The following is a 26,386-nucleotide window of genomic DNA, read 5'->3' as shown; positions in this document are numbered from 1 at the left end:
TTTACATGAAAAAACTAGCCCTAGTATTCACCCTATTCCTGGTAGCGATCTTCAATTTTGATGCTACTGCACAAAAAGATCCCAAAGCCAAAGCTGTATTAGACGGTATGAGTCAGAAATACCAAAGCATGAAAGGTTTTACCGCAAGCTTTGATTATACCTACTCTGACCAAGCCGGCACCAGTGACCGCCAAAGCGGGGATATTTCTGTGAAAGGAAATCAATACAGATTAAAACTTCCAGACCAGGAAATCTTCAATGATGGAAAAACAGTCTGGACTTTTATAGAAACTCCAAGCTACAAGGAAGTTACAATAAATGACGTTTCTCAAATGGAAGGAGAATTGACTCCGACCAACATTTATAAAATGTATGAGAGCGGCTTTAATTATAAGCTTTTAGCAGATAAAACGTTTCAGGGAAAGCAGGCAAACGTAGTAGAATTGGATGCAGAAAAATCCAACGCGCCTTTCCAAAAAGTGAAACTGATGATCGATAAAAACACGAAAGATCTTTTGGGTTGGGAGATGTTTGATGGACAAGGAGGCTCTTTTTCTTATGCTTTCAAAAACCTGAAACCAGATCCTTCTATTCCGGATTCACATTTTGTGTTTGATACGAAAAAGCATGCAGGAGTTGAAGTTATCGATCTTCGATAATTAACGCTGAACTACCTCCATCCAATTTTTTATTAATTCCAATCCGTACTCAGTCAAATAGGCTTCAGGATGGTATTGAATCCCAAGAATCGGGAGTTCACAGTGCGCTATCCCCATTATTTCTCCTTTTTGAGTTTCTAATATAACTTGGAGATCAGATGGTATTTCTTCCAACTGAAGCGAATGATACCTCGTCACATGAAATGTATCAGGCAATCCATTTGTAAATGGATGTTCAAAAGTTTTGGATATGGAATGTACTTTCCCATGCACTGGGATTTCATTTTTCACCAACTTGGCTCCAAATAACTCCCCAATAGTTTGATGGCCGAGGCATACTCCCAAAACTGGTACTTTATTGTAATATTTCTCAAAAATATCCCTGAGATTCCCCGCCGTTGATGGTTTCCCTGGCCCGGGAGAAAGGATCAATCCAGAAAAATCAAGATGATCGATTTTTTCTAGAGAGCAGTCATTTCGTAAGATTTTTAATTCAGCTCCAGTTTGCATGACCAAATCGGCCAACATATGACTGAAAGAATCAAAATTATCAATCAGCAGAATCATTTAGGATATCATCTACAATCTTTTCTAATTTTTCCAGGTTTTCTTCGACCTTCGGAAAAAACGGTTCAATCCCCTCCACAATTGCCGGTGCCACTGGCTCTATGTATCCTAAATATTCAGAATCTGCAGTCCACTGTTTTGGTAAATCCAGTTTAAAAAGGCTTGCCTGCCAAAAGAATAAACTGACGAAAAATGCTGCTTTGACAACCCCTAAAAATACGCCAGCTATTGAATCTAACGAGCCTAGCAAGACCAAATCCATGGTCTTTTTAAGAGCCCATCCAACTGACTTAATTAGAAACATGGTAATCGAGAAGATTACGATGAAACCTAAGATTGGATAGCCCAAATTAAATTCAGTGACATTTTCTTTGAGCCAATCCGTCATCGGATCCATAAAATAAATCCCTAAAATAATGGCGATGACAAAACCGAAAAGACCAAGGATCCCCATCAGGAATCCTTGTCTATATCCTTCAAAGGCACCAAGGCCCAGAATGACCAATAATATTATGTCTACTGTGCTCAACTTAGCTGTTTAGTAACGATTTAACCTTATCAGCAATAGCCTTGCCATCTGCCTTTCCAGCCAATTGCTTACTTGCAACTCCCATTACTTTCCCCATGTCTTTTGGTCCTGAAGCACCAGTCTGAGCGATGATTTCAGAAATAGAAGCAGTTATCTCTTCGTCAGTCAAAGCCTTTGGCAAAAACTCCTGAATAATTGCTAGTTCAGCCATTTCCACAGCATATAAGTCTTCCCTATTTTGCTGCTGGTAGATATCTGCAGAATCTTTTCTTTGCTTTGCAGCCTTGGTCAAAATCTTCATTTCATCATCTTCTGACAACTCACTTGCTGCACCTCCTTTTGTCTCTTCCAAAAGGATTAAAGACTTGACAGCTCTCAAAGCTCTCAATCTATCCTTATCTTTGGCGATCATGGCGGATTTAATTTCGCTATCTATTTTCTGCTTTAAACTCATAACTCTAAGTTTGTGTTAATGGTAAAATTCGGAACAAAAATACCCTTTTCGACCTGGAAATGACTAAACTGAGTGTAAATATTAATAAGATCGCCACGCTGCGCAATGCCAGAGGGGCAAATAATCCTGATGTGGTCAAAGTAGCATTGGACGCTGAGCGCTTTGGTGCACAGGGAATTACGGTTCATCCCAGACCTGACGAAAGACATATCCGACATCAGGATGTCTTCGATCTGGCAAAAGTCGTTAAAACTGAATTTAACATAGAAGGCTATCCTGATCGCCGATTTATGGATTTGGTCAAAGCCGTAAAACCTGCTCAAGCAACGCTAGTTCCCGATCCTCCAAATGCCATTACTTCCAACACAGGCTGGGATACGATTTCCAATCAAGGCATGCTGAAAGATATTGTGGCTGAACTTCAGGAATCTGGAATTAGGGTTTCAATTTTCATCAATCCGGAAGTCAGGTATTTTGAGCCTGCCAAACTCACAGGAACAGACAGAGTGGAGCTCTATACAGAACCTTATGCTGTAGGTTTTCATCAGAACAAAGAAAATGCGGTAAAACCTTACGTGGAAGTTGCCGAAATAGCCAAAGAATTAGGTCTGGGGCTTAATGCCGGTCATGATTTGGATTTACATAATCTGGCATTCTTGAAGCAATCAATTCCATACCTAGATGAAGTATCTATTGGACATGCTCTTGTATGTGATGCACTTTATTATGGTTTGGAAAATACCATTCAGATGTATCGGAGACAGTTGGAAGATCTATAAGTCCACTGTCGACAGACAACAGACTACTGCCAGATTCGGTTTCCAAAAATATTAGTTCAGAAAACATAATTATTATGGCATTTAAATTCGAAGATTTAAGGGTTTGGAATTTGGCAATAGACCTAAGCACGGAAATTAGCATATTGATAAAAAAATTCCCGAGCGAAGAAAAATTTGTCTTGGCAACTCAAATACAAAGGGCGGCAGATTCTGTAGCATTAAATATCGCGGAAGGATCCACCGGACAATCAAACCCAGAGTTTAAAAAATTTCTCGGGTATGCTAGTCGATCAGGAATCGAAGTTGTAAGCTGTCTTTATTTAGGAAAGAAAAGAAAGATTATTACAGAAGATGATTTCTTAAGGCTATATAAATCCTATGAAGAGCTAACTATAAAAATCCAAGCCCTAAAAAACTCAATTTTAACTGAAATTATATATCAATCCGCAGTCGACTGTCGTCAGTGGACTGATGACGACAATAATTCAAAATGCATTTAAACTTCAAAAAAATAGGCTCAGGTAAGCCACTAGTCATTCTTCATGGACTTTTTGGTTCGGCTGACAATTGGTATAGCATTGCCAAAGAGCTTGAAAAAACCTACACATTATACCTAGTAGATCAACGAAATCATGGAGATTCCCCTCATGCAGACGAGTGGAATTATAAGGTGATGGTAGAAGATCTCAAAGATCTTTTGGATCAGGAAGGACTTGAAAAGGTCTATTTGATGGGTCATTCCATGGGGGGAAAAACGGTGATGAATTTTGCTTTGCAGTATCCAGAACGCGTCGAAAAGCTGATTGTGGCTGATATCGCTCCTCGATACTACCCGGTTCATCATCAGACGATTCTCGAAGGACTCAACGCTATTGATTTGAAAACCATCAAATCCAGAAAAGATGCGGATGATATTTTGGGCCAATATGTCTCAGAATTAGGGATCAGGCAGTTTTTGTTAAAAAGCCTGAGTAGAGATTCCAATGGTTTTGTCTGGAAAATCAACTTGCCTGTGATCACAAAAAATATCAATAATGTGGGAGAAGCACTGGAAAGTGATAAAAAATACGAAGGTCCTACCTTATTTCTGGCAGGAGAAAATTCGAATTACATCCAACAGTCGGACTTGTCGGACATGGAAGAGTTCTTCCCCAATTATGAAGTAGAATTTATTTCAGGTGCAGGCCATTGGCTACATGCGGAACAGCCAAATGCGGTCATTGAAGAAGTCTTGAAGTTTCTCAAGTAAAACTGAAAATTAGAACTGATAAATATTCCTTTGTGGATTAAACTCTAAATTCGAATAAAAATAGCATCCCATGCCCAAAGGAAAACTTTTTCTGATACCCAATGTACTAGCTGAAAACACTGCCAATGATGTCATCAGTCCGCAGGTCAGAGAGGTAGTCAAGCATACCAAAGTCTATCTGGTAGAAAACCTTAGAACCGCCAGGCGATATATCAGCAGCTTGAAATTAGGAGTAAACATCGAAGAAATCCACTTTGAAATACTCGATAAAAGCACCAAACCTGAAACAATCAATCGTCTCATGCAGCCTTTGATGAATGGGGCGGATGTGGGGATTATTTCTGAAGCTGGATGCCCGGGAATTGCTGATCCGGGAGCATTGGCTGTGGCTCATGCCCATGTCAAAGGTATTCAGGTGGTCCCACTTTCTGGACCTAGCTCCATGTTTTTGGCTTTGATGGGATCTGGATTTTCGGGACAATCTTTCGCATTTCATGGATATTTACCAATCGATAAAAAAGACCGCGCCTCTGCATTAAAAGCTTTAGAATCGGAATCACTACGCGAAAAAAGAGCTCAGATTTTTATGGAAACTCCTTTTCGAAACAATCAGATTTTTGAAGATTGTTTACGGGTGCTTTCTGCGAATACCAAGCTTTGCATCGCAAAAAATATCACTGCAAAAGACGAGATGATCCTTACCAAAACCATTGCTGAGTGGAAGAAACTTCCTCTTGATCTACATAAAATCCCTACTGTTTTTATTCTTCAAAGCTTTTAGTATATGCTGACAATTGACGCACATTTGGATCTGAGCATGAATGCTCTCGAGTGGAACCGTGACTTGACCCGACCGGCTTCCGAAATCAATGCAAGAGAGCTTGGAATGACGGATAAACCAGATAGAGGAAACGCGATAGTATCCCTTCCCGATCTTAGAAAGGGCAATATTGGATTGGTAGTAGCTACTCAAATCGGAAGATATGTCGCTCCTGACAATCCTCTTCCTGGCTGGCACTCTCCTGCTCAGGCTTGGGCTCAGACACAAGGCCAATTGGCTTGGTATCAAGCAATGGTAGAGCAAGGTGAAATGACCCAAATCAGAAATCTTTCTGAGCTGAACGACCATGTTTCTCTTTGGGAAAACGATGAGGATAATACCGAAAAACCAGTTGGTTTTATCCTCTCTCTGGAAGGTGCTGACTCAATTGTCAATCTGGATTATCTGGAAAAAGCTTATGAATATGGCCTTCGCGCACTTGGTCCCGCACATTACGGCCCTGGAAGATATGCCCATGGCACAGATGCCTCCGCTCCTCTAAACAAAGATGGAAAAGCTTTGCTCCGCAAAATGGATGAACTGGGAATCATTTTAGACGCTACCCATTTATGTGATTTGGCATTTTGGGAAGCACTTGACATTTACCAAGGTCCTGTCTGGGCGAGTCATAATAATTGCAGGGCATTAGTCGATCACAACAGGCAATTTTCTGATGAGATGATCAAAGCATTAGTGGATCGTGGTGCTGTTATTGGTGGGGCAATGGATGCATGGATGCTCAGTCCGGGATGGGAAAGAGGAAAAACTACTCCTCAGGAAAGAAACGTGACATTAAATACGGTTCTTGATCATTTAGATCACATTTGCCAAGTCGCGGGCAATGCAAATCATATTGGTATTGGCTCAGATTTGGATGGGGCATTTGGTAAGGAACAAGCTCCACATGACTTAGACACGATTGGTGATCTTAGCAAAGTACCTGATTTACTGAGACAAAGAGGATATTCAGAGCAAGATGTGGAAAAAGTAATGCATAAGAATTGGTTAAATTTTTTAAGAAAAGAATGGTCTTAATTGGGGAAAAATTGGACAATTCTTGAAATTTTATTTTGCATAAATAATTCTAATTGAATTATTTGCGGAAAATAAAAGCCAAACCACCCTTATATGTATTGTAAAAATTTACTCACTCTTACCTTAATATTCCTTTTTTCAGCTTCACTTTCCTTTTCTCAAAAACTTCAGATTACTGCCAATCACTCTGACGCAAAATTCATCTTGCTAAATGATTACGATGATTCGGATAAGCAAGAATTGGGAACCGGTGCAATCGAATATAAACTAGAGAAAGATAGTCGGAACCGTATCAAAATCACCAAACCTGGTTACGAACCAGTCATCAAAGAGTTCAATAGAGATCTGAAATGGGACAAAGAGCAATATGTTTCTTTGGATTCCCGAAGAGTAGAAATCACAGCCGAACCTTACGATGCAGAGATTTTTGTTGATGGTAGAATGATCGGAACAAAAGCGATTTACCTAATTATCCAGAAGGATCGCTTTCATACCGTGGAAATCAAGAAGCCAGGATATGCCCCTATCACAAAAAGTTATTACAATTCTCCAGACAGAGAGACGCCTCCGGCAAAAGATTATTTTGAATTAAAAGATCGCCAGGTTCGTCTGGAAGTGATCCCTGCTGATGGCAATGTAACTGCCAATGGCGTAAGCGTCGGAAAAGGAAATCAAGACATCAAAATTCCTTTGGGTGACTGCGTAACGGTCACTGTTAATAAGGATGGGTATGTGGAATACACCAAAGTTTTCTGTAATAAGCCAGACACAGACCCTGAACCTCCTGTTAGAGAAAAAGCTCAATTGGATGACCGATTGGTTAAGATCACTACTAACCCGAATGATGCCATCATTGAGATAGGCGGGAAAACAGTCGGAACAGGCAGCTATGATCTGAAAGTCCCTAAAAATGGAAACGTAGAAATCCGGGTGAAGAAAGATGGATATGTTCGCTATGTGAAGAACTATTACAATCAGCCAAACATGCAGGAACCTCCAGTTACTGATTTTATTGAAATGAATGTGGATGAAGCCTATACTTCTTCTGTTTCATCGGATTTGGCAAATGTGAGAATCACCGTTCCTGTCAACTCAGCGCATACTCCTGAAGAAGCTTGGAGAATTCTAAGCTCCATTATCACAAGATATTTTGACATCCTGGAAACAGTTGATTTTAACACGGGCTATTTGACTACTTCTTGGCAGGTTCAAAACTTCCAATCAAGTATTATCCGTACCAGAGTCATCGTGAGCAGTGGAGGAAATTCAGATCAGTTAGCATATGCGATCAAATTGATCAGCCAAGAGGCATTTCTAGATGGTCAAAACCAAGTGACGGTTAAAGACGATGAGAAATTTGAAGATTGGGCACGTATCCTAAAGAAATATGAAGGGCTAATCGAAGAAGTCCAAGCTCGATTGCAGCAATAATGCTATCCAAAACCAAAGTAACCTCAGTCATAAACGGCTGAGGTTTTTTGTTGAGCGAAGAAAAGCAATCAGGATACAACCCTCTAATTCAATTTCAAAAAAGGTTTATATTAAGGTTTACTTTTTTACCAAAACCCAAAATATATGAAACCTATTGTACAGATCTCTCTGGATCTGATAAACATTGATGAGGCGCTCGAAACGGCAGCCTTGGCGATGAGAGCAGGAGTCGACTGGCTGGAAGCCGGAACTCCATTGATTTTAGCAGAAGGACTTCATGGAGTCAGAAAGTTGCGGGAAGCATTTCCTGGTGTTCCAATCGTAGCAGATCTCAAAACCATGGATGGAGGCTACCTCGAAGCAGAAATGATGGCGAGAGCTGGTGCCACCCATGTAGTAGTCATGGCAAGAGCACATGCTGAAACAATTAAATGTGTCGTGCAGGCTGGTAAGGATTTCGGTGCAAAAGTCATGGGAGACAACATGGTCTGTGAAAGCATGGTGGATGGCGCAAAGTTTTTAGAAGATTTAGGCTGCGACTATGTGATCCATCATATCGGCTATGATGAAAGAAGGGGAATTGCGGCCTCCGGCCAAAGAATGCCCAGCCCATTGGATCAACTCCGAGAAGTAGTGGAAGCTGTCAATATCCCTGTGCAGGCGGTTGGCGGTTTATCTCTGGAACAAGCCATCCAATGCCCACAATACGGTGCGCCATTGGTGGTTTTAGGAGCTCCTTTGACCATAGATGCCGATTCTTTCAAAACTGCCAGTGGTGATCTGGAGGGCTCACTCCGTATGATTTGCGAAGCAATCCACAGTCAAACAACTGTTTTACCCAAAAAAACCTAACCATGTCCAGCACCAAAAATGCAGCCGTAGTCAACTACGCTGAGAAAAAGCATTCTGTAGAAATAAGAGAGATCCCTGTCCCCGAAATTGGTGAAGAAGATATTTTATTGGAGGTTGAAAATGTAGGGGTCTGCGGAAGCGATCTGCACCAGTGGACTTCCGATCATTCTTGGCCCGTGAACTACCCCGTGGTTTTAGGTCATGAGTTTGGAGGAAAAATAGCTTCTGTGGGAGATCGGGTGACCGGCTGGAAAGTCGGTGATCGGGTAGTAAGTGAAACCGCCGCTGTAATCGACCCACAAAACCCCATGAGCAAATCCGGATTGTACAACCTTGATCCCACCAGAAAAGGGTTTGGTTATGGCGTCAATGGCGCCATGACTAGATTTGTGAGAGTTCCTGCGCGATGCCTGCATCATGTACCTGAAGGACTTTCGTTTGAGGAAGCTTGCCTTACCGAACCATGCTCCGTAGCCTACAATGCCGTAGCAGTGAACTCGCACATCAAACCCGGAGATCGAGTAATCGTCATTGGACCAGGGACTATCGGGATTCTTTGCGCAGCAGTGGCGAAAATCTGTGGTGGAGATGTGGCAATTCTGGGTTTGGAAAAAGACCGAGGAAGACTGGAAATCGCGAAAAGTTATGGAATCACTCCAATAATAAATGACGCTTCTGAATGGGCGAGAAAAAGAGACGGATTGGGAGCTGATTTAGTCGTCGACGCTGCCGGAGTCAGTGAAACTTTAAAGATCGCGATGCAACTTGTTCGCCCAAATGGACAGATCACCAAAGTTGGCTGGGGACCCACACCCTGCAATTTTTCTTTAGACCCAATCGTCCAAAAAAATGTAAGACTTCAAGGGAGTTTCAGCCATAACTGGCCGATTTGGGAGAAAGTTCTTGGCTTGCTTGCCAGCGGGACATTAGATGTAAAACCTATTATCGGAGGCATTTGGCCAATTACCCAATGGCATGAAGCCTTTGAGAAAATGCATAGCGGAGAAGTTGTAAAAAGTGTTTTAAAACCTGTATAAAATGAGGCTAAAAGACAAAGTTATTATCGTCACAGGAAGCACAATGGGCATAGGAAAAGCTATTGCCAAAAAGGTTGTTTCTGAAGGCGCAAAAGTAGTTATCCATGGTTTGGAAGAAGACTTAGGAAAGCAGGTAGTTGCTGAGATCGGATCTGAAAATTCAGTTTTACATATTGAAGACCTCTCCAATGAGGGAGCCACTCAACGGTTGGTTGACTTAGCGATAAGCACTTGGGGAAAGCTTGACAGCATCGTCAATAATGCAGCAATCGTGGCAGCCTCAGATATTCACTCGACTGATAAAGCATTTTTAAACAAACTAATGGAGGTAAATACCTATGCCCCTTTATTTCTGATCAAATCTGCACTACCTCATTTGATAGAAAATCACGGAGCAGTATTAAACATCGGTTCGATCAATGCCTGGAGCGGAGAGCACAATTTATTGGCTTACAGTATTACTAAAGGAGCAATAATGACCATGACCAGAAACTTGGGCGATTCACTTTTCCGTGAAAACGGGGTCCGTGTCAATCAGATCAATCCAGGCTGGGTTCTAACCGAGAAGGAAGTTGAGCGAAAGAAAGAGCATGGACTTTCTGACACTTGGTACCAGCATTTATCCAAGATGTATGCTCCGGCGGGGAGAATTATTTGGCCGGAGGAAATAGCTGCTGCTACCATTTATTGGCTCTCCGATGAAAGCGGACCGATCAGCGGACAGGTAGTTGATTTAGAGCAATTCCCGATGATCGGCAGAAATATCCCGAAAGACCCAAGCACGATCCCTCATAAATAACCCAAACTAAAATGCCCAAATTAGCAGCTTTCCCAAAAGCTTTTATGCAAGCACTTTGCAAAGATGGAACCATGAAAATTGCCGAGTGGATAAAGCTTGCAGCCCCTTTAGAAATAGATGGGCTGGAATGGTATGCAGGCTTTTTGGAAATGGAAAACCAAAATAACTGGCCTTTATTCAGAAGAATGGTCGAAGATCATGGCATGGTGATTCCTATGATGTGCTGCTCGCCGGATTTTACACATCGGGACAAATCCTTTCGCGAAAAAGAAATCCAGAAGCAAAAACGCTGGATTGAGATGACAGACGAATTGGGAGGCAACTATTGTCGCGTACTTTCCGGCCAATACCGACCTGAGCTATCCATTGATGAAGGAATCAAATTGGCGAAGGACTGCATCGAAGCATGCCTTCCTTATGCCAAGTCCTTGGGTATTACGCTTATCATTGAAAATCACTACAAAGACGATTTTTGGGAATATCCCGAGTTTGCTCAGAAACGAGCCATATTCACCAAGTTGGTGAACAGCATCCATCATCCAAATTTTGGAGTGAATTTCGATCCCAGCAATACATTTTTGGCGGGAGAAGATCCTTTGGACTTGCTTTATGATGTATCAGAAAGAGTCGTGACCATGCATGCGAGCGATCGGTTTTTGAAATATGGAACGATTGAAGATTTGAGAAAAGAAGAAGGCGGAGCGCAAGGGTATGCCAAGCGTCTGAGCCATGGAGAAATCGGTCAAGGCATGAACGATTACGACGCCATTTTCACTGAATTGAAACGCGTAGGGTTCGATTCTTGGATCAGCATTGAAGATGGCGTAGATGGCATGGATCAACTAGCCAGAAGTGTTGGATTCTTGAAAAAGAAAATCGCCCAGTATTGGCACGAGTAATTTACGATTTATGATATCGGATTTACGAGATTCTGAAGAACCTCAGCCCCCTCAGCTTCGCTCAATATGCCCCTTGGAATGAAATGAAGAAAAGTGAAGTACGAAATACGCAATAGAATTAACCTTTGAGGTTTTTGAAACCTCGAAGGTTTGTATCATCACTTCTTTAAATAGTAATAATCTAAAATTTTGAAAACCTATAACTACACATCCATCCCCTCTCAATGCTTTCTTGGCGAAGGTCCTTATTGGCATTCAGGCAGGCAAAGTTTCTTCTGGGTGGATATTGAAAACGGAAAGCTCTTTGAACACTCGCCAGCAACTGGAAATACCAGCTCGATGACTTTCCCCCATCGCTTGACAGTGGTTTTGGAAGGGAAAGAAAATGAATTGATTTTAGGTCTGGACTGTAAGCTGGCTAAGTACAATTTAGAATCAAAAGACCTGAATTGGATTGCGGAGGTGGAGCAGGAATTTCCTTTGCATCGTTTCAATGATGGAAAAGTAGATCCACAAGGAAGAATCTGGATCGGGACTTTGAGCACTTTATTTACAGAAGGAGCCGGCTCCCTTTATCGAATTGGTCATGATTTGAAGCCAGAAAAACAATTAGATCAATTGACCATTTCCAATGGAATGGCCTGGACGGAAGACAATCAGACTTTTTACTTTATCGATACTCCAACTAGGCAGATCAAAGCATTTTCTTTCAACTTAGAAAGTGGAGATATCAGAATTGACCGAATTGCTGTAGAGATTCCAGAAGAACTTGGCTTCCCTGATGGGATGTGCATTGATCAAGAAGGAATGCTTTGGGTGGCGCATTATGGAGGTTCGGGAGTTTATCGCTGGAATCCCAATTCAGGCGAATTAATCGATAAAATAGATCTTCCCGTACCGCATGTAACCTCCTGTTGCTTTGGAGGAGAAAATCTGGATACGCTTTTGATCACAACCGCTCAGGAAAATCTCAGTGAAGCCCAGCTCACCGAATATCCGCTAAGTGGTGATGTGTTTTTGGTAAAAACCACTTCCAAGGGTTTTTTACCAAACAAGGCATTAATTTAAGGAAATGCGAATTACTTAAACCGAAAATCATGTACTCAAAACTCAGACTGGTTCTCTCCCTTATTTTTATTGTGGTTATTTTTTCAGCTTTTGCACAGGAGGAAGAAATCCCCAAACTTGATAATCCCATATCAACTTCTTATCTCCAAAAAAACCTTAGAAAATTCTCTCCACGTCTAGTTTTCGATAAACCAATAGTAAAAGACCTGCAAAAGAAAATCAACACAGACCCTGTATTAAAAAACATGTATGCTGCCATTCAGCAGAATGCTGAATCCATTTTTGCAGAGCCGCTTTTGGAAAGAGAGATGGAGGGAAGAAGGCTATTGGGAGTTTCCAGGGAAATGCTTTATCGGATAAATATGCTGGGGTTTGTCTATCTGATGGAGAAAAATCCTAAAGTGCTCGCCCGAATCAATGATGAGGTTTTGGCAGTTTGCAATTTTACGGACTGGAATCCCTCTCATTTTTTGGATGTGGCAGAAATGGCAACTGCAGTAGCTTTTGCTTTGGACTGGACCGCTGGAGACTTACCTAAATCCACCCAAGAGCTCGCAAAAAAATCGCTGATCGAAAAGGCAATCATGCCTAGTTGGCCTGAAGATGGGAAAAATCCTAGTTGGGCTTATGGCACCAACAACTGGAATCAAGTCTGTAATGGAGGCATGATCGCTGCGTCCATTGCCATCGCAGAGGTCAATCCTGAGTTGGCCACTAAAACCATCCATCGGGCTTTGGATGGCCTGCCCCATTCGTTGGTCGAGTACGGTCCTGATGGAGTTTACCCCGAAGGTTCCACCTATTGGGCCTACGGAACCAGCTTTTCAGTCATCACGGCTGCGATGCTAGAAAGTGCTTTTGGAACGGACTTTGGACATTGGGAATTCCCGGCATTTAAGGAAAGTGCTTTTTTCCGCACCTTGGCAAATGCTCCCTCAGGATGGTATTATAATTTTGCGGATTGCGGAGATCAGCGTAGCAATGCCGGAGATTTTACGCTGGCTTGGTTCGCAACAAAATCAGGAAACCCTCATTACTTTGAAAGAGATCGTTTCCTCATTTCACCTGAAAAACTCGGGAAATTGGGTCGACTCGCGGGTGCATCTATGGCCTGGATTTCCCAATACGAAGAAAAAGGAGGAGAAGGAATCCCCACAGCCTGGAAAGGGGAAGGATCAAATCCGATCGTGATTTTTACAGGAGGTGAGAATGATCCGAGTCACTATTACTTTGGAGGCAAGGGTGGTCGAGGTATGGTCAATCACGGAAATATGGACGCGGGTTCCTTTATATTTGAATTGAACGGCGTGCGTTGGTCTATAGATCCGGGAAATCAAAATTACAATGACTTGGAGCAAACCGGATTTGACCTTTGGAATCGTTCTCAAAGTAGTGAGCGTTGGACTTTATTGACCAAAAATAATTTTGGACACAGCACCCTAACCGTCAACAATTCCCTTCACCGAACTGAAGGCCAATCGAGACTTCTATCTTTTAGTGATGGGGAGCAACCAGAAGCGACATTTGACTTAAGCAAAACACTTGAAGGTCAGGTTAAATCAGCAAAAAGGAAGTTTTTAAAAGACAGCCCGCTCTCAATCACCATTGAGGATGAAATTGAGCTTTCTGAAAAAACCCAGCTTATCACTTGGCAAATGATGACTTTGGCGGATGTAGAAATCACTAAGAATGGAGCGATATTAAAGCAAAACGGCAAAACCCTTCACCTTCAGAACCTCTCCCATCCTGAAATCATGGTTTCTGTGGTTTCACTTGATCCTGCACCGCTGGAGCTAGACCGGCACATCTTAGGGTTGAAGAGAATTGAAATCAGAATTCCAGCCTGGACGGTAAAGGGAAATCAAGCAAAAATAATAGTTAGGTTGTCAGGAGAAAGCGAATAACTAAAAGGAAAATATTATGGATTTGGTAAGCTTGACCTCTTAGATCCTAATTCGACTGATTTTTTTTAACTTTTTTTTAAAAAAAAATCCCCTTGAATTTTCTCTATTTCAACCGTTTGAAATGCTTCAAAATAATGGATCATAGCTAATTTTGAATGCTTTAAAGGGTGCTCTACCTAAAGGACAACGCTTTGATTAAGGGGTTTAATCCGTATTTTAAATGCTGATTTTAAAGAATTTATAAATCTCTCTAGAATCAACACCCAAAAAACCGAACCCAAAATAACGCATGCGAAAGCCTCAGCTCTCCTTTTCCCAGATCATCAACATGAATGTTGGGTTCTTTGGGATTCAATATAGTTTCGGGTTACAGCAAAGCGCAGTCAACCCAATCTATGATATGTTGGGTGCTGCACCAGACGAAATCCCGATTTTGAATTTGGCAGGACCAATGACTGGATTATTGATTCAACCCATTATTGGCGCATTAAGTGATAGTACTTGGAGTCCAAGGTTTGGGAGAAGAAAACCGTTTTTCTTTATCGGGGCATTGATGTGCAGCATTTGTCTTTTCTTTTATCCGTTCAGTAGTTCGCTTTGGATGGCTGCAGGTTTGCTGTGGGTATTGGATGCCGCCAATAACACTGCCATGGAGCCATACAGAGCTTTGATAGCGGATGTGCTTCCAGATGAGCAGTATAGCAAAGGCTTTCTGACACAAAGTTTCTTCACCGGATTGGGCATCACTTTAGCCAATGTCTCCTTATTCGTATTCCAAAAATACATTCCGGGAATTGCCGGCTCCTTACCTATTTGGGTTTATGCCTCATTCTTTCTAGGAACCATTTGTTCCATTGGATCAGTCATGTGGAGTATTTCCAAAACTCCAGAATATCCTCCTTCCGAAGAAGAGTTGGCCGTTTTGAAGGAAAGAAACAAAGGAATGCCTCATCCGGCCATTCAGTTTTTCCTTTCTATTCTCACCACTTTATTTGCCTATTTGGTTTTATTCATTTTGATGATTCCGGCATTATTTGACCGAAAAATCATCCGAAGGACAATCCATTGGGCAGAAAATCATCCTACTCTTAAAGTCATTTTTGCCCAAAATCTCGAGATCATAGAAGCCCTAACCCAAATGCCATCGGTGATGTGGAAACTCGCTCTTGTGTACCTTTTTCAATGGTATGCACTGTTTTGCTATTGGCAGAATGCCGCAAAGAGTATTGCTCAATCTGTCTGGGATACCTCTCCTTTAGAAAACAAATCGCTTTATGAGGAAGCCGTGGGTTGGACGGGCCTGGTGAATGGCTGGTACAACATTGTCACGTTTCTATCTGCTTTCTTTTTGGCTAAAATGGCCACCAAATTCGGCCCTAAAAAAGTCCATTTCATTTGCCTGATAATGGCTGGAGTTGGCTTACTTATTTTCCCACATATCGAAAATAAATACTTGCTCTTTGCCCCGATGACTGGCTTCGGTATCGCCTGGGCAAGTATGATGGGCGTTCCTTATCTGCTTGTGGTCAATGAAATTCCAAAAGAGAGATATGGCGTGTATATGGGAATCATCAACATGATGATCGTGATCCCGATGATACTTCAAACGTTGAGTTTTGGGTTCATTTCCAAAACCTTCCTCAATAACGATCCTGGAACTGCCATCACATTTGCCGGAGCTCTTTTGCTGATTGGTGCACTTGCTGTCCTTCGGATCAAAGAAAATAAAAACATCACCGAGAGCCCTACTGCTGGACCAATCGGACATTAATAGTTATTTACCTACATGAATACAATGGATCAACCTGCTTACTCTTTTGCTGTTGATATTTTATCTAAAAACGGTTTTTCGAAGAAAGATGACTCAGCATTTTTCTTGCGACTTTCCAATTCCATAGACAAGATCAAAGAACTCTTTTCTGAAATTTACGGTACATCGCCTCAAGCTCAGGAGAGTTTTGGCCAATTGATTTTGTCTTTGGCTACCGCAAATGCAGAAAGAGGAAAAGATCTGAAATCAAGGGATTCTGAAAAGGAAAAAAAAGGAGATTGGTTTCTCAGCAATGAACTGGTTGGAATGAGCTTGTATGTGGATAGATTCTCAGGAAAGCTTAAAAACATGAAATCCAAGCTAGGTTACTTTGATGAGTTAGGGGTGAATTTTTTACACTTGATGCCGCTCTTCGAAAGCCCAGCCGGAGAAAGTGATGGAGGGTATGCGGTTTCGAATTTTCGAAAAGTCGATGAAAGATACGGTACACTTGAGGAACTGATCGTTTTGCGAAAATCAATGCAGAAAAAAGGGATGTATTTGATGCTTGACATTGTATTGAATCACACTTCGCATAGACATGAATGGGCAGAAAAAGCCAAAAAAGGAGACCCTGAATACCAAGATTATTTCTACATGTATGACGATCGCTGGATCCCAAATCAGTATGATGCATCTATGCCGGAAATCTTTCCAGAAAGCTCTCCAGGAAATTTCACTTTCGTGCCCGAATGCAACAAATGGGTGATGACTGTCTTCCACAATTACCAATGGGATCTCAATTACATGAACCCTGCGGTATTTAGAGCCATGCTGGAAAATATTCTATTCTATGGAAATCTAGGTGTGGACGTTTTGAGGATAGATGCACCTGCATTTATCTGGAAACAAACTGGGACCAGTTCTCAAAACTTGCCGCAGGCACATACGCTTTTAAGGCTCATCAAGCAATGTGTTTCAGTTGCTACTCCAGGTATGGCATTGTTGGGCGAGGCAATTGTTGCACCCAATGAAATAATCAAATATTTTGGAACTGAAGACTATCTGGCCAAGGAATGTGATTTCGCCTATAATGCAACGCAGATGGCACTTCAATGGGATATGTTAGCTTCTGGTGAAACAAAGGTGATGCTCGCTGCGCAACATGAAATCCTCAAAAAACCAGCTGGAACTACTTGGATCACCTACACCCGATGCCATGATGACATCGGCTTGGGATATGATGATTACATGATAGAGCAGGCAGGGAAAAACCCTTTTGAACATCGGAAGTTTTTGAAGAACTACTTCACAGGAGCTCAAACCCATAGTCCTTCAAAAGGCGCGCTTTTTTCTTCCAATCCCAAAACCGGAGATGCCCGAATCAGCGGTTCTTTGGCATCCCTTTGTGGACTGGAAAAAGCCCAGGATGAACAAAATGAATACAGCATCAAGCAATCGATTCAAAAAATCCTGATGATGCAGGCCCATTCTATTTTCCTTGGTGGATTGCCTATGTTGTTTTATGGCGATGAAATTGGCTATACCAATGACTATTCCTACTTAGAGGATCCTGGGAAAAGCTATGATAATAGATGGATGCACCGACCGATTATTAATTGGGAAAAAAATGAAAACCGGAAAGAAACAGGAACTGTTGAACATCAGATTTTTGAAGGAACCAAGAAATTAATCTCGCTTCGAAAAAGCTTGTCAGTAGTAGCAGATCACAAAAATCTCCAATGGCTTCCTCCGCATAATATCCATGTGGCAGGATTCTTAAGACAGTATGGTGATCAAAAATTATATGGAATTTTCAATTTCAGCGCTGAAACAGCCTTCTTGACTTGGTATGCTTTCAAAGAGTCTAAGCCTGTTCCATCCAAACTATTGGATCACTGGAGCGGACAGGAATTCGAAATTGGAATGGATCATGAATATCTGATCTTAGAACCTTATGAATTCTATCTCTTTGAACCGATCAATTAAGGCCTTACTCAAGATTGGAGTACTTGCCCAAAGAAGATGATTCTCGGACGACTAATTCAGTTTCGAGCAAGTGTGCCTCATCTTTGCAGACAGCATTTCCTTTCAGGATATTGATCATTATTTCAACAGCTTTGACACCCATTTGATAAGCATGCTGATCCACCGAACTTAATCCAGGGGAAACCAAACCTGCCAATTGCCAATTGCTGAATCCAACTATCCCAATATGTTCAGGGATAGCCATTTTCTTTTTCTTCAAATATTTGATTGCACCCATCGCCACTATATCTGTGATACAGAAAATAGCATCAGGAGGATTTGGTAACTCCATTAGTTTTTTGGTGAAATCGTACCCTTCCTGCTCGCTGATATCTTTGCATTGGAATAAATAGCTTTTGTCAATTTTGAATCCATAACGATCCAAAGCGGCTTCATATCCTCTCTTTCTCTCCATAGAGTTCTTAACATCTGCCCAGCCACCTATGTGTGCAATATTTTTATAACCTTGCTTAATCAGGTGTTCCACTGCTTTAAAAGCTCCCTGAAAATCATCGACAATCACTTTCGGAGTTTCCAGATAGTCTGAAACTTTATCAAATTGGACTACTGGTTTACCTTCATCCAGAAATTCCCGGATATGTTCTCCTTCGATTGTTTCATTGGAAATAGAGATCAAAAGCCCATCCACTCCAGAGGAAAGGAGAGTTCGGCAGGCAATCACCTCATCTGAAACTTTCTCATCTGTTTGGCTGACAAAAACACTATAACCATGTTTTTTTGCCGTTTGGATTGCTCCACTGATGACAGATGAAAAGAAATAATGGATTAGCTCTGGGACAATAATTCCCAAGGTCATGGTCTTGTTTTTTCTGAAGTTAACAGCCATGGTATTGGGGACATAATTATGCTTTTCTGCAAAATCCTTGACCATGTTGATGGTTTCTTCGGCAATACCAGGATAAGAATTTAATGCCCTTGAGGCAGTAGAGACAGATATTCCAAGCTCTTTGGCAATATCTTTCAGGGTAAGTCTTCTTTTTTCAGACATTTATTTTGGGTTCAAACTGGAATTAATTTAAGGTATTTTCAGAATGAAACCATAAAAAATCAAAAGTAGCCCTGCTAGGAATCCCAGCCTACCGGCAGGCAGGGAACCTAGATCTAGCGTTTAGGAAACGCATGTTATGGATTTGTAACATAACAGTTGATTAGACTGAACTTTTCCATTTGATTGTAGCCCTGCTAGGAATCGAACCTAGATCTAGCGTTTAGGAAACGCTTGTTCTATCCGTTGAACTACAGGGCCATATTTATAAAGATTTCAAATATTCTTTTCCTACGCCAGATTTCAAATAAATTTCTCTAGCCCTGGCTTCTTCTCTAGTTTCTACTTCTTCGGTAAATATAACAAACCAAGGTACCAAACCTTTGGTTGACTTTGTCTTACCTGAATCATGCTCTTTTAATCTCCTATTTATATCTTGAGTAAAACCAACATAAATCCTACCATCCTTTTCACTTTTTAAGGCATAAACTGTGAACATATTCGGTTATTTATCCCCTTGTTTGGAACCACGGCCTACAGATTGGTAGATATCCAACGAACCCTTTCCAACCGGCAGGCAGGTACAGGGCCATAGAAAATTGTTTTGCAAGATAAAAGAAAAGCTCTCTTTTAGACAAATATTCTTTAGCCAACTTATGGCTTTACAAGGATTTACACTATCTTTGCACTCCAAAATTAGGATGGACGGGTTCCATCCACTCACTAAATACAACAAATTTATGTCAGTAAAAATCAGATTAGCACGAAGAGGTAGAAAGAAAATGGCTATCTACGACGTGGTTGTAGCTGATGCAAGAGCTCCACGTGATGGACGCTTCATCGAAAAAATCGGGTCTTATAACCCAAACACGAATCCTGCTTCCATTAACATCAACAATGAGCGCGCTCTAAAATGGTTGTTGAATGGAGCTCAGCCTACAGATACTGTAAAAGCTATGCTTTCTTACAGAGGTATCATGCTGAAGAAACACCTTCAAATTGGTGTATTGAAAGGTGCAATCACGCAAGAACAAGCAGATGCTAAGTTCGAAGCTTGGTTGAACGAAAAAGACTCAAAAATCGCTGGTAAGACTGAAGGTATCAACAAAGCGAAAGCTGACGCACGTCAGAAGGCTTTGGATGCTGAAGCTGCTAAAAACCAAGCTAGATTGGATGCTATTAAAGCAAGAGAAGATGAGCAAAAAGCTCTTCTAGCTGCTGCTGAAGCTGCAAACAAACCTGCTCCAGCTGAAGAAGCTTCTGAAGAAGCAGCTCCTGAGGCATCTGAAGGATCAGAAGCACCTGAGGCTTCCGCAGAAGGCGACGAAGCAAAAGCTTAATAAACAAATCTCCCCATGAACAAGGAGCAATGCTTTCAATTAGGCTATGTAGCCAAAGTTCATGGACTTCGTGGAGAAGTGGTCGTGGTGCTGGATGTAGATCATCCCGAAGATTATGAAGATCTTGAGCATCTATTCCTAGAGCAAAAATCCCGGCTGGTGCCGTTTTTCCTGGAGCATTTTGTACTCCAACCTGGAAATAAAGCCTTAGCCAAATTTGAGGATTATGATTCGCTCGATCAGGTAGAGTCACTCGTTGGAACGGAAGTTTATCTTCCTCTGACCGAGCTACCAGAATTGGAAGAAGACCAATATTACTTCCACGAGTTGATCGGATTTGAGGTCTTTGATGAGGCCAAAGGTTTGATCGGAACTGTCCAGATTGTTTATGATCTGGAAACACAGGATCTCCTCGGGGTGACACACCAGGGCAAAGAAGTTTTGATACCGATTCAAGACGGAATTATCCAAAAGGTGGACAAGGCAGCAAAAAAAGTTTTCTGCCAATTACCCGAAGGTTTACTTGAAATTTATCTGGAAGACTGACCCATGCACATTGATATTATCACGGTGGTTCCGGGATTGTTGGACAGCCCCTTTGCACATTCCATTCTGAAAAGAGCGGAAGAAAAAGGATTGGCCAGCATCCGGGTGATCAACTTGAGAGATTATTCAACGGGCAAACAAAAGCAAGTAGATGATTACGCTTTTGGTGGGGGAGCCGGAATGGTCATGATGATCGAGCCTATCGCTCGATGCATTGAATCTTTACAGCAGGAGCGGACTTATGATGAAATAATCTATATGACGCCTGATGGAGAGACTTTTGACCAACCCATGGCCAATGCGCTTTCGCTCAAAAAAAACCTTTTGATCCTTTGTGGTCATTATAAAGGTGTAGATGAGCGGGTGAGGGAGCGATTCATCACCAAAGAAATCAGCATTGGAGATTTCGTACTTTCCGGAGGAGAATTAGCAGCAGCGGTAGTCGCTGATGCAGTGATTCGCCTGATCCCGGGGGTATTGAATGACGAAACTTCGGCCTTGACAGATTCTTTCCAAGATGGCTTACTGGCACCACCAGTATATACTCGGCCTGCAGAATATGATGGAATGAAAGTTCCGGATGTTTTGCTTTCTGGGCATGAAGCCAAGATAAATGAATGGAGATTTGAAGCGTCGGTTCGTAGGACCCAACAAAGAAGGCCTGATCTGCTAGACGGACAGGAATAGGGTTTCTTCGATACAGCATCGAACGAGAAGTAATTAAATAAGCCACAGAGATGGCAAAAAGCGAAAGCATAAAAAGATAAAGCTATGAGCGAACTAATTAAAATAGTAGAGGCAGAATACAGCGAGGTTAGAGCTAAGTTCCCTACTTTCAAAGCTGGTGATACCATCAACGTACACGTACGTATCAAAGAAGGTAACAAAGAGCGTATCCAGCAGTTCCAAGGAACTGTGATCCAACGTAAAAACCCTAATACCAATGGTGAGACTTTCACAGTAAGAAAAATCTCTAACGGTATCGGTGTAGAGCGTATTTTCCCTATCATCTCTCCTGCGATCGAGCAAATCGATCTATTGAGACAAGGTAGAGTGAGAAGAGCTCGTCTATTCTACTTGAGAGGACGTCAGGGTAAAGCTGCACGTATCAAGGAGAAAATCAGAGTGAAGCACTAAGAGCAATTGCTCTTTCAATAAAAAGGAACCTAGCAATGGGTTCCTTTTTTTGTTGTTTTCTTGATAAATGAATCCTCCCAATTGAGATTCCAGCCTTTTCTATTTCAGCTTCAATGAGATCAACACAATTTTTTCTTCCTGGAGCTTTTCCCTGTTTTCCTCAAAAAAATGATGCACGTCTCCTGGTCTCATAACAACCGATTTCCCATTGAAGGCAGCTTTATAATCATTGAAAAAGCCCCTGGAACTTTTCTGGTAGATGATTTCATCCTCCGTTTTTGTCCATGTCCAATAATCTAATTTCATCAGATCCAAATCATTCTCCCAGTCATTGATCACATTCAGATTTTCAAAACTCTTATCCATGAAAACCCAGTAGTTTTTCATTTTCATTCTAAATGACATAAAAAATACATCTTGGAAAGGAAAAAAATCTCCAATCGATTGCACCACTTGATTCTCAGATAAATAATCCTGCCTTTCCTGCCCACTTCTTGCTAATTCCAAACGGCTCTTCAAATCCCAATTATTTTTCCCAAAATCAAACCGGATCGTTTTTTTCAAAAACCCTTCTTTGTCAAAATTCTGAACCAGGTAATCATAATGCTCGGCAAAAAAAATCTCTCCATTAATAGGGTCTATTATAAACCCATTCAACTCTCCGAAAGCATAGAATCTTTCAAATCCTTTTCTGATTGGCAAATACCCTACTGCATTATTTTTTATCTTGTCTTTTCTTAAATAAGTCCAGCGTTCCTCACTTACGCCATCCTGTATATGGTATAGACTAAATTTAGGGTCTTCATACAACACCCCTCTATAATCAAGTTTTTCTTCCCCCAATAAATCTCCTTGGTGATTTAATAATACATATTTATTAGCATGTCCTACTCTCACCCTAACAGTATCTCCAGACACAGAAATATCATCTATTAATCGAAATTCACCTGGCCCATCCCCATTTTTGCCTAGTATGTTTAAAACTTTACCGTTTTTGTCAAAAACAAAAACCTTTGCAGTTTCCCGACTTTCCACATAGATTTTATCTTGGGCGAAATCCATATTGTAAGCATTTACAATAGGTTCATCATCGGAATAATCCAAAAGTGTATAGTTTATTTCAGAGAAATATTCTGACAATTTCGCCTTTCTTGACACGTCCATATCAATAGAAACAACTTGAAGTTTTTCTGCCTCGCCCATGGCAGGATCTCCTTTCCCTATTCCAATTCCATCATTAGGAGAATCACATGAAATGATCAAGGATAATAGAAGCAAAAAAATAAATGGAGCATTTATGTTCATAAACTAAATCTATAAAAAAAAAATTAACTAAAAAATACTTTTGTTGAATTCCATTAAATTCGATTCCCTGCAGAATTATTCGTCTCTAACTATGAAGTTTTACATCTTTTTAATAATTCTATCACTTACCTCGCTGGTTTCTATAGCCCAGCAGCAACCTAAAATTCTAGCTTTCTACACTGCCAAAAACGATCTGGCACATATTTCTTTTGTAAACGAGGCTCTACCTTGGTTTGAGAAACAAGCAGAAATAAATGGGTTTGACTTTGAAGCTACCCAAGATTGGGAACGCTTGAATCAGGAGGAATTGAAAAACATTGGACTCGTTATCTTCTTAGATACAAGACCTGAAGATGAAGATCAGCGCTTGGCTTTCGAAAGCTATATGAAAAATGGTGGTGCCTGGATGGGATTCCATTTCTCGGCTTTCGCTTTAACTCCATCTGATTTCCCTCAAAACTGGGATTGGTACCATGAGGAATTTCTCGGCTCTGGCCAATACGCAAGCAATACTTGGAGACCAACTTCCGCTACTTTAAGAGTAGAAAATCCTAATCACCCAATTTTCAATGGAATCCCAAATACCTTTCAGGCTTCCCCAAACGAATGGTATAAATGGGAGCATGACTTGAGAGAAAATCCAGACATAGAGATTTTAGCGTCAATTGATCCGGTTAGTTTTCCTCTTGGAACAGGACCAAAACCACATGAGATCTGGCATGAAGGCTATTACCCAGTGGTTTGGAGCAATAAAAACTATAGCATGGTTTATTTCAATATGGGTCATAATGACATGGACTACGATGGAGGAACGAATAAAACTCTTTCCAATACTTTTGGAAATAAAACACAGGACCAACTCGTTATCAATTCGCTACTTTGGCTTTTGGACAAAAAATCTCATTAACGCATTTTAAGATTTAAACCATTGATTTACTGAAGGATATCTGCTAGTTTTATTTAAACTTTTTCTGAAATGAACTCATTTAACGCCATTGATCCTGCCAAAAATCTGGCAACGACCTTCATCGTTATTTTCCAAGTATTGGCAGCACTTCTGATCTGCCTATCTATTTATCTTATCTATCTTTCCTACTTGAATCTGATGACCGACTGGAAAGTATCGGTGGAATTTTCCTTTTTCCATTTCACTCCTGAGGAAAATGAAAAATTTCTAAAAATGCTCATCTTATCACTCCCAGGTGTTGGTGCTTTAATCACTTTTTTCGTTTTGGGTTATTTGAAAAAAGTCATTCAAAAAGAATAGTCTGTTTTAATTATCAGAATAATCCCAAGCTGGAATTTCCCTTCCTTGACAAATTCCTATCTTTGCAGCTGATTTTATAAAATCCTTGAGGTTTTTCGCCTCAACAAGAAATAACAGCCAAGCATGAGTAAAGAAGTTCGAGTAAGATTTGCCCCATCACCTACAGGGCCATTGCATATCGGGGGTGTTCGTACAGCACTATACAATTACCTTTTTGCAAAAAAAATGGGCGGTAAATTCCTTTTGAGAATTGAGGATACCGACCAAACTAGGTTTGTACCAGGTGCCGAGGAATATATCAAAGAATCTCTGGAATGGTTAGGCATTTCTCCTGACGAAAGCCCTTGGAATCCTGGAGATTGTGGGCCTTACCGTCAATCTGAACGCAAGCCGAGCTATATGCAGTATGCTTTGGACTTAGTGGAAAAAGGACATGCTTATTATGCATTTGACACTGCCGAGGAGCTGGAAGCTATGCGTGAGCGATTGACAGCGGCACGGGTAGTTCAGCCTCAGTATAACAGCATTTCTCGAACTCAGATGAAAAACTCCCTGACACTTTCTGAAGAGGAAGTGAAGGAAAGACTGGCTTCTGGGGAGCCATATGTGATCCGCGCTAAAATGCCAAGAAAAGAGGAAGTCAGACTAAACGACATGATCCGTGGTTGGGTGATGGTTCATACAAGTTCATTGGATGATAAAGTTTTGATGAAGTCTGATGGAATGCCAACTTACCATCTGGCAAACATCGTCGACGACCATTTAATGGGGATCACTCATGTGATCAGAGGAGAAGAATGGTTGCCATCTGCACCTTTGCATGTGTTGCTATACAAGTTTTTTGGTTGGGAGGATACCATGCCTCAGTTCGCTCATTTGCCACTTTTGCTTAAACCAAATGGCAACGGAAAACTTTCTAAGCGTGATGGAGATAAATTGGGATTCCCTGTTTTCCCTATCAACTGGGAGAACCAAGAAACTGGCGAAACTGCTGCTGGATTCAGAGAACAAGGCTATTTAGATGATGCATTTTTAAATTTCTTGGCATTTCTGGGGTGGAATCCTGGCGATGAGCGTGAGATCTTCTCTTTGGAAGAATTGGTGGAAGCGTTCTCTATGGAGCGAATCGGTAAATCCGGGACCAAATTTGACATAGACAAGGCTAAATGGTATAACGAACAATACCTGAGAAACAAATCTGATCAGGAACTTGCATCTTATATCAAAGAGGACGCCGGAAAAGATGGAGTTGAATTAAATCAGGAGGTTGCAGAAAAAGCTGCTGCGTTGGTAAAGGGAAGAGTGACTTTCCCTGCAGACCTTTGGAAAGAAAGTAAATTCCTTTTTGTGCCTTTGACTGGCTTTGATATGGACGTTGCTGCCAAAAAATGGAATGCCGATGCCGTGAAGGTGTTGACACACTACTCTAAAACGATTGCCGGTTTTACTGGAACTTTCGATGCAGAAACTGCTAAGGCTATGCTTGGAGCTTCTGCTGAAGCCGAAGAAATTAAACTTGGCAAAGTGATGCAGGCTGTTCGTCTTGCGGTAACTGGATCAGGTGCAGGGCCGGATTTGATGGAAGTTTTTGCTATTTTAGGAACTCAAGAAGTGTCCAAGCGCATCCAGTTTGCGTTAGATACACTTCCGGTAATTGCCTAAACAAACAAGCCATGGCTAAAAAGAAAAATAAAAAAGACGCAGATCCAAAAGTTCATGAAGACTTGAAAGGCTTCAAAATGGATATCAATTCATTTGGAGAAATCAATTCTAGTTTTTCCATCGATAAGATAAATGAGTTTTTGAATAAAAACGTCGAGGATAAAAAGCTGAAAGACAGAGATGATCTGGATTCTGAAGGAAGTGATAAAGAATAAGCTTCTCTAAATATTATTTAACAAAACTAAAAGCTCCTAATTGGAGCT

Annotated in this window: 29 protein-coding genes and 1 tRNA gene; 23 read left to right on the top strand and 7 right to left on the bottom strand. The window is 41.2% G+C overall.

Going from position 1 to position 26,386, the window contains the following annotated elements:
- Positions 1 to 5: 5 nt before the first annotated feature.
- Positions 6 to 659 carry a LolA family protein gene (locus tag FHS59_RS13320; protein WP_184495688.1) on the top strand — a complete coding sequence of 218 codons (654 nt, stop codon included), beginning with the start codon at positions 6 to 8 and terminating at the stop codon, positions 657 to 659.
- On the opposite strand, the gene FHS59_RS13315 is transcribed toward FHS59_RS13320, so the two are convergent.
- The 3 genes from FHS59_RS13315 to FHS59_RS13305 are packed head-to-tail and all read right to left on the bottom strand — an operon-like array spanning position 660 to position 2,209.
- A complete protein-coding gene (locus tag FHS59_RS13315; protein ID WP_184495686.1) occupies positions 660 to 1,226 on the bottom strand; it encodes an anthranilate synthase component II in 567 nt (188 codons plus the stop codon). It abuts the gene before it with no gap.
- On the bottom strand, positions 1,210 to 1,755 hold the full coding sequence (locus FHS59_RS13310; protein ID WP_184495684.1) for a CvpA family protein: 546 nt from the start codon (positions 1,753 to 1,755) through the stop codon (positions 1,210 to 1,212). Before FHS59_RS13310 ends, FHS59_RS13315 begins: the two co-directional genes overlap by 17 nt.
- 1 nt (position 1,756) lies before the next feature.
- Positions 1,757 to 2,209 carry a GatB/YqeY domain-containing protein gene (locus FHS59_RS13305; RefSeq protein WP_184495682.1) on the bottom strand — a complete coding sequence of 151 codons (453 nt, stop codon included), beginning with the start codon at positions 2,207 to 2,209 and terminating at the stop codon, positions 1,757 to 1,759.
- A gap of 59 nt (positions 2,210 to 2,268) precedes the next feature.
- Here FHS59_RS13305 and FHS59_RS13300 point away from each other — a divergent pair, with 59 nt between their 5' ends.
- From FHS59_RS13300 to FHS59_RS13235, 14 genes are all read left to right on the top strand, one after another.
- Positions 2,269 to 2,988 carry a pyridoxine 5'-phosphate synthase gene (locus tag FHS59_RS13300; protein ID WP_184495679.1) on the top strand — a complete coding sequence of 240 codons (720 nt, stop codon included), beginning with the start codon at positions 2,269 to 2,271 and terminating at the stop codon, positions 2,986 to 2,988.
- A 74-nt stretch (positions 2,989 to 3,062) separates the two neighbouring features.
- Positions 3,063 to 3,488, top strand: a complete 426-nt coding sequence (locus tag FHS59_RS13295) for a four helix bundle protein (protein WP_184495677.1) — start codon at positions 3,063 to 3,065, stop codon at positions 3,486 to 3,488.
- Positions 3,479 to 4,237, top strand: coding sequence for an alpha/beta fold hydrolase (locus FHS59_RS13290; RefSeq protein WP_184495675.1), 759 nt, complete (start codon positions 3,479 to 3,481; stop codon positions 4,235 to 4,237). Before FHS59_RS13295 ends, FHS59_RS13290 begins: the two co-directional genes overlap by 10 nt.
- Before the next feature lie 70 nt (positions 4,238 to 4,307).
- Positions 4,308 to 5,018: an SAM-dependent methyltransferase gene (locus tag FHS59_RS13285; protein ID WP_184495673.1), complete on the top strand. Its 711-nt coding sequence runs from the start codon at positions 4,308 to 4,310 to the stop codon at positions 5,016 to 5,018.
- 3 nt (positions 5,019 to 5,021) lie between these two features.
- Positions 5,022 to 6,092, top strand: coding sequence for a dipeptidase (locus tag FHS59_RS13280; RefSeq protein ID WP_184495671.1), 1,071 nt, complete (start codon positions 5,022 to 5,024; stop codon positions 6,090 to 6,092).
- 93 nt (positions 6,093 to 6,185) lie between these two features.
- Positions 6,186 to 7,523, top strand: coding sequence for a PEGA domain-containing protein (locus FHS59_RS13275; RefSeq protein WP_184495669.1), 1,338 nt, complete (start codon positions 6,186 to 6,188; stop codon positions 7,521 to 7,523).
- Between the two features lie 144 nt (positions 7,524 to 7,667).
- A complete protein-coding gene (locus FHS59_RS13270; protein ID WP_184495667.1) occupies positions 7,668 to 8,375 on the top strand; it encodes an orotidine 5'-phosphate decarboxylase / HUMPS family protein in 708 nt (235 codons plus the stop codon).
- 2 nt (positions 8,376 to 8,377) lie between these two features.
- On the top strand, positions 8,378 to 9,412 hold the full coding sequence (locus FHS59_RS13265; RefSeq protein ID WP_184495665.1) for a zinc-binding dehydrogenase: 1,035 nt from the start codon (positions 8,378 to 8,380) through the stop codon (positions 9,410 to 9,412).
- Between the two features lies 1 nt (position 9,413).
- Entirely contained in the window at positions 9,414 to 10,211 is a 798-nt protein-coding gene (locus FHS59_RS13260) for an SDR family NAD(P)-dependent oxidoreductase (RefSeq protein WP_184495663.1), read from the top strand.
- An 11-nt stretch (positions 10,212 to 10,222) separates the two neighbouring features.
- Complete coding sequence (locus FHS59_RS13255; protein WP_184495661.1) at positions 10,223 to 11,110, top strand: sugar phosphate isomerase/epimerase family protein; 888 nt, start codon at positions 10,223 to 10,225, stop codon at positions 11,108 to 11,110.
- A 189-nt stretch (positions 11,111 to 11,299) separates the two neighbouring features.
- Positions 11,300 to 12,178 (top strand): SMP-30/gluconolactonase/LRE family protein, encoded by an 879-nt coding sequence (locus tag FHS59_RS13250; RefSeq protein WP_184495659.1) that lies wholly within the window; start codon positions 11,300 to 11,302, stop codon positions 12,176 to 12,178.
- A gap of 29 nt (positions 12,179 to 12,207) precedes the next feature.
- On the top strand, positions 12,208 to 14,082 hold the full coding sequence (locus tag FHS59_RS13245) for a heparinase II/III domain-containing protein (RefSeq protein ID WP_184495657.1): 1,875 nt from the start codon (positions 12,208 to 12,210) through the stop codon (positions 14,080 to 14,082).
- 289 nt (positions 14,083 to 14,371) lie between these two features.
- Positions 14,372 to 15,853, top strand: coding sequence for an MFS transporter (locus FHS59_RS13240; protein ID WP_184495655.1), 1,482 nt, complete (start codon positions 14,372 to 14,374; stop codon positions 15,851 to 15,853).
- A 15-nt stretch (positions 15,854 to 15,868) separates the two neighbouring features.
- Positions 15,869 to 17,821, top strand: coding sequence for an alpha-amylase family glycosyl hydrolase (locus tag FHS59_RS13235; RefSeq protein WP_184495653.1), 1,953 nt, complete (start codon positions 15,869 to 15,871; stop codon positions 17,819 to 17,821).
- Positions 17,822 to 17,825: 4 nt separating this feature from the next.
- Here the strand turns inward: FHS59_RS13235 and FHS59_RS13230 are convergent, their stop codons facing one another.
- The 3 genes from FHS59_RS13230 to FHS59_RS13220 form a co-directional block, all read right to left on the bottom strand.
- A complete protein-coding gene (locus FHS59_RS13230; RefSeq protein ID WP_184495651.1) occupies positions 17,826 to 18,869 on the bottom strand; it encodes a LacI family DNA-binding transcriptional regulator in 1,044 nt (347 codons plus the stop codon).
- A gap of 186 nt (positions 18,870 to 19,055) precedes the next feature.
- Positions 19,056 to 19,127 (bottom strand) — tRNA-Arg (locus tag FHS59_RS13225).
- A gap of 4 nt (positions 19,128 to 19,131) precedes the next feature.
- Entirely contained in the window at positions 19,132 to 19,365 is a 234-nt protein-coding gene (locus FHS59_RS13220) for a GIY-YIG nuclease family protein (protein ID WP_184495649.1), read from the bottom strand.
- Between the two features lie 241 nt (positions 19,366 to 19,606).
- Between FHS59_RS13220 and FHS59_RS13215 the strand changes: the two genes are divergently transcribed.
- The 4 genes from FHS59_RS13215 to rplS all read left to right on the top strand — a co-directional run bounded on the left by FHS59_RS13215 (position 19,607) and on the right by rplS (position 21,889).
- Positions 19,607 to 20,206 (top strand): 30S ribosomal protein S16, encoded by a 600-nt coding sequence (locus tag FHS59_RS13215; protein WP_184495647.1) that lies wholly within the window; start codon positions 19,607 to 19,609, stop codon positions 20,204 to 20,206.
- 15 nt (positions 20,207 to 20,221) lie between these two features.
- The gene (rimM, locus tag FHS59_RS13210) at positions 20,222 to 20,752 is read left to right on the top strand and encodes a ribosome maturation factor RimM (RefSeq protein ID WP_184495645.1); all 531 of its coding nucleotides are present in this window, start codon (positions 20,222 to 20,224) and stop codon (positions 20,750 to 20,752) included.
- A gap of 3 nt (positions 20,753 to 20,755) precedes the next feature.
- Positions 20,756 to 21,439, top strand: a complete 684-nt coding sequence (trmD, locus tag FHS59_RS13205; RefSeq protein WP_184495643.1) for a tRNA (guanosine(37)-N1)-methyltransferase TrmD — start codon at positions 20,756 to 20,758, stop codon at positions 21,437 to 21,439.
- Between the two features lie 84 nt (positions 21,440 to 21,523).
- A complete protein-coding gene (gene rplS / locus FHS59_RS13200) occupies positions 21,524 to 21,889 on the top strand; it encodes a 50S ribosomal protein L19 (protein ID WP_184495641.1) in 366 nt (121 codons plus the stop codon).
- 99 nt (positions 21,890 to 21,988) lie between these two features.
- Here the strand turns inward: rplS and FHS59_RS13195 are convergent, their stop codons facing one another.
- Positions 21,989 to 23,194, bottom strand: a complete 1,206-nt coding sequence (locus tag FHS59_RS13195) for a 6-bladed beta-propeller (protein ID WP_184495639.1) — start codon at positions 23,192 to 23,194, stop codon at positions 21,989 to 21,991.
- 91 nt (positions 23,195 to 23,285) lie between these two features.
- On the opposite strand from FHS59_RS13195, the gene FHS59_RS13190 reads away from it, so the two are divergent.
- From FHS59_RS13190 to FHS59_RS13175, 4 genes are all read left to right on the top strand, one after another.
- Positions 23,286 to 24,101, top strand: coding sequence for a ThuA domain-containing protein (locus tag FHS59_RS13190; protein WP_184495637.1), 816 nt, complete (start codon positions 23,286 to 23,288; stop codon positions 24,099 to 24,101).
- A 69-nt stretch (positions 24,102 to 24,170) separates the two neighbouring features.
- Entirely contained in the window at positions 24,171 to 24,461 is a 291-nt protein-coding gene (locus tag FHS59_RS13185; protein WP_184495635.1) for a hypothetical protein, read from the top strand.
- Between the two features lie 123 nt (positions 24,462 to 24,584).
- Positions 24,585 to 26,123 (top strand): glutamate--tRNA ligase, encoded by a 1,539-nt coding sequence (gene gltX, locus FHS59_RS13180; protein ID WP_184495633.1) that lies wholly within the window; start codon positions 24,585 to 24,587, stop codon positions 26,121 to 26,123.
- 11 nt (positions 26,124 to 26,134) lie between these two features.
- The gene (locus tag FHS59_RS13175; protein WP_184495631.1) at positions 26,135 to 26,338 is read left to right on the top strand and encodes a hypothetical protein; all 204 of its coding nucleotides are present in this window, start codon (positions 26,135 to 26,137) and stop codon (positions 26,336 to 26,338) included.
- Positions 26,339 to 26,386 lie beyond the last annotated feature (48 nt).

Origin of the sequence: Algoriphagus iocasae, assembly GCF_014206875.1 — a bacterium.
Taxonomy (GTDB): domain Bacteria; phylum Bacteroidota; class Bacteroidia; order Cytophagales; family Cyclobacteriaceae; genus Algoriphagus; species Algoriphagus iocasae.
The sequence above is the reverse complement of the archived record's forward strand: the minus strand, read 5'-3'. Positions and strand labels throughout refer to the sequence as shown.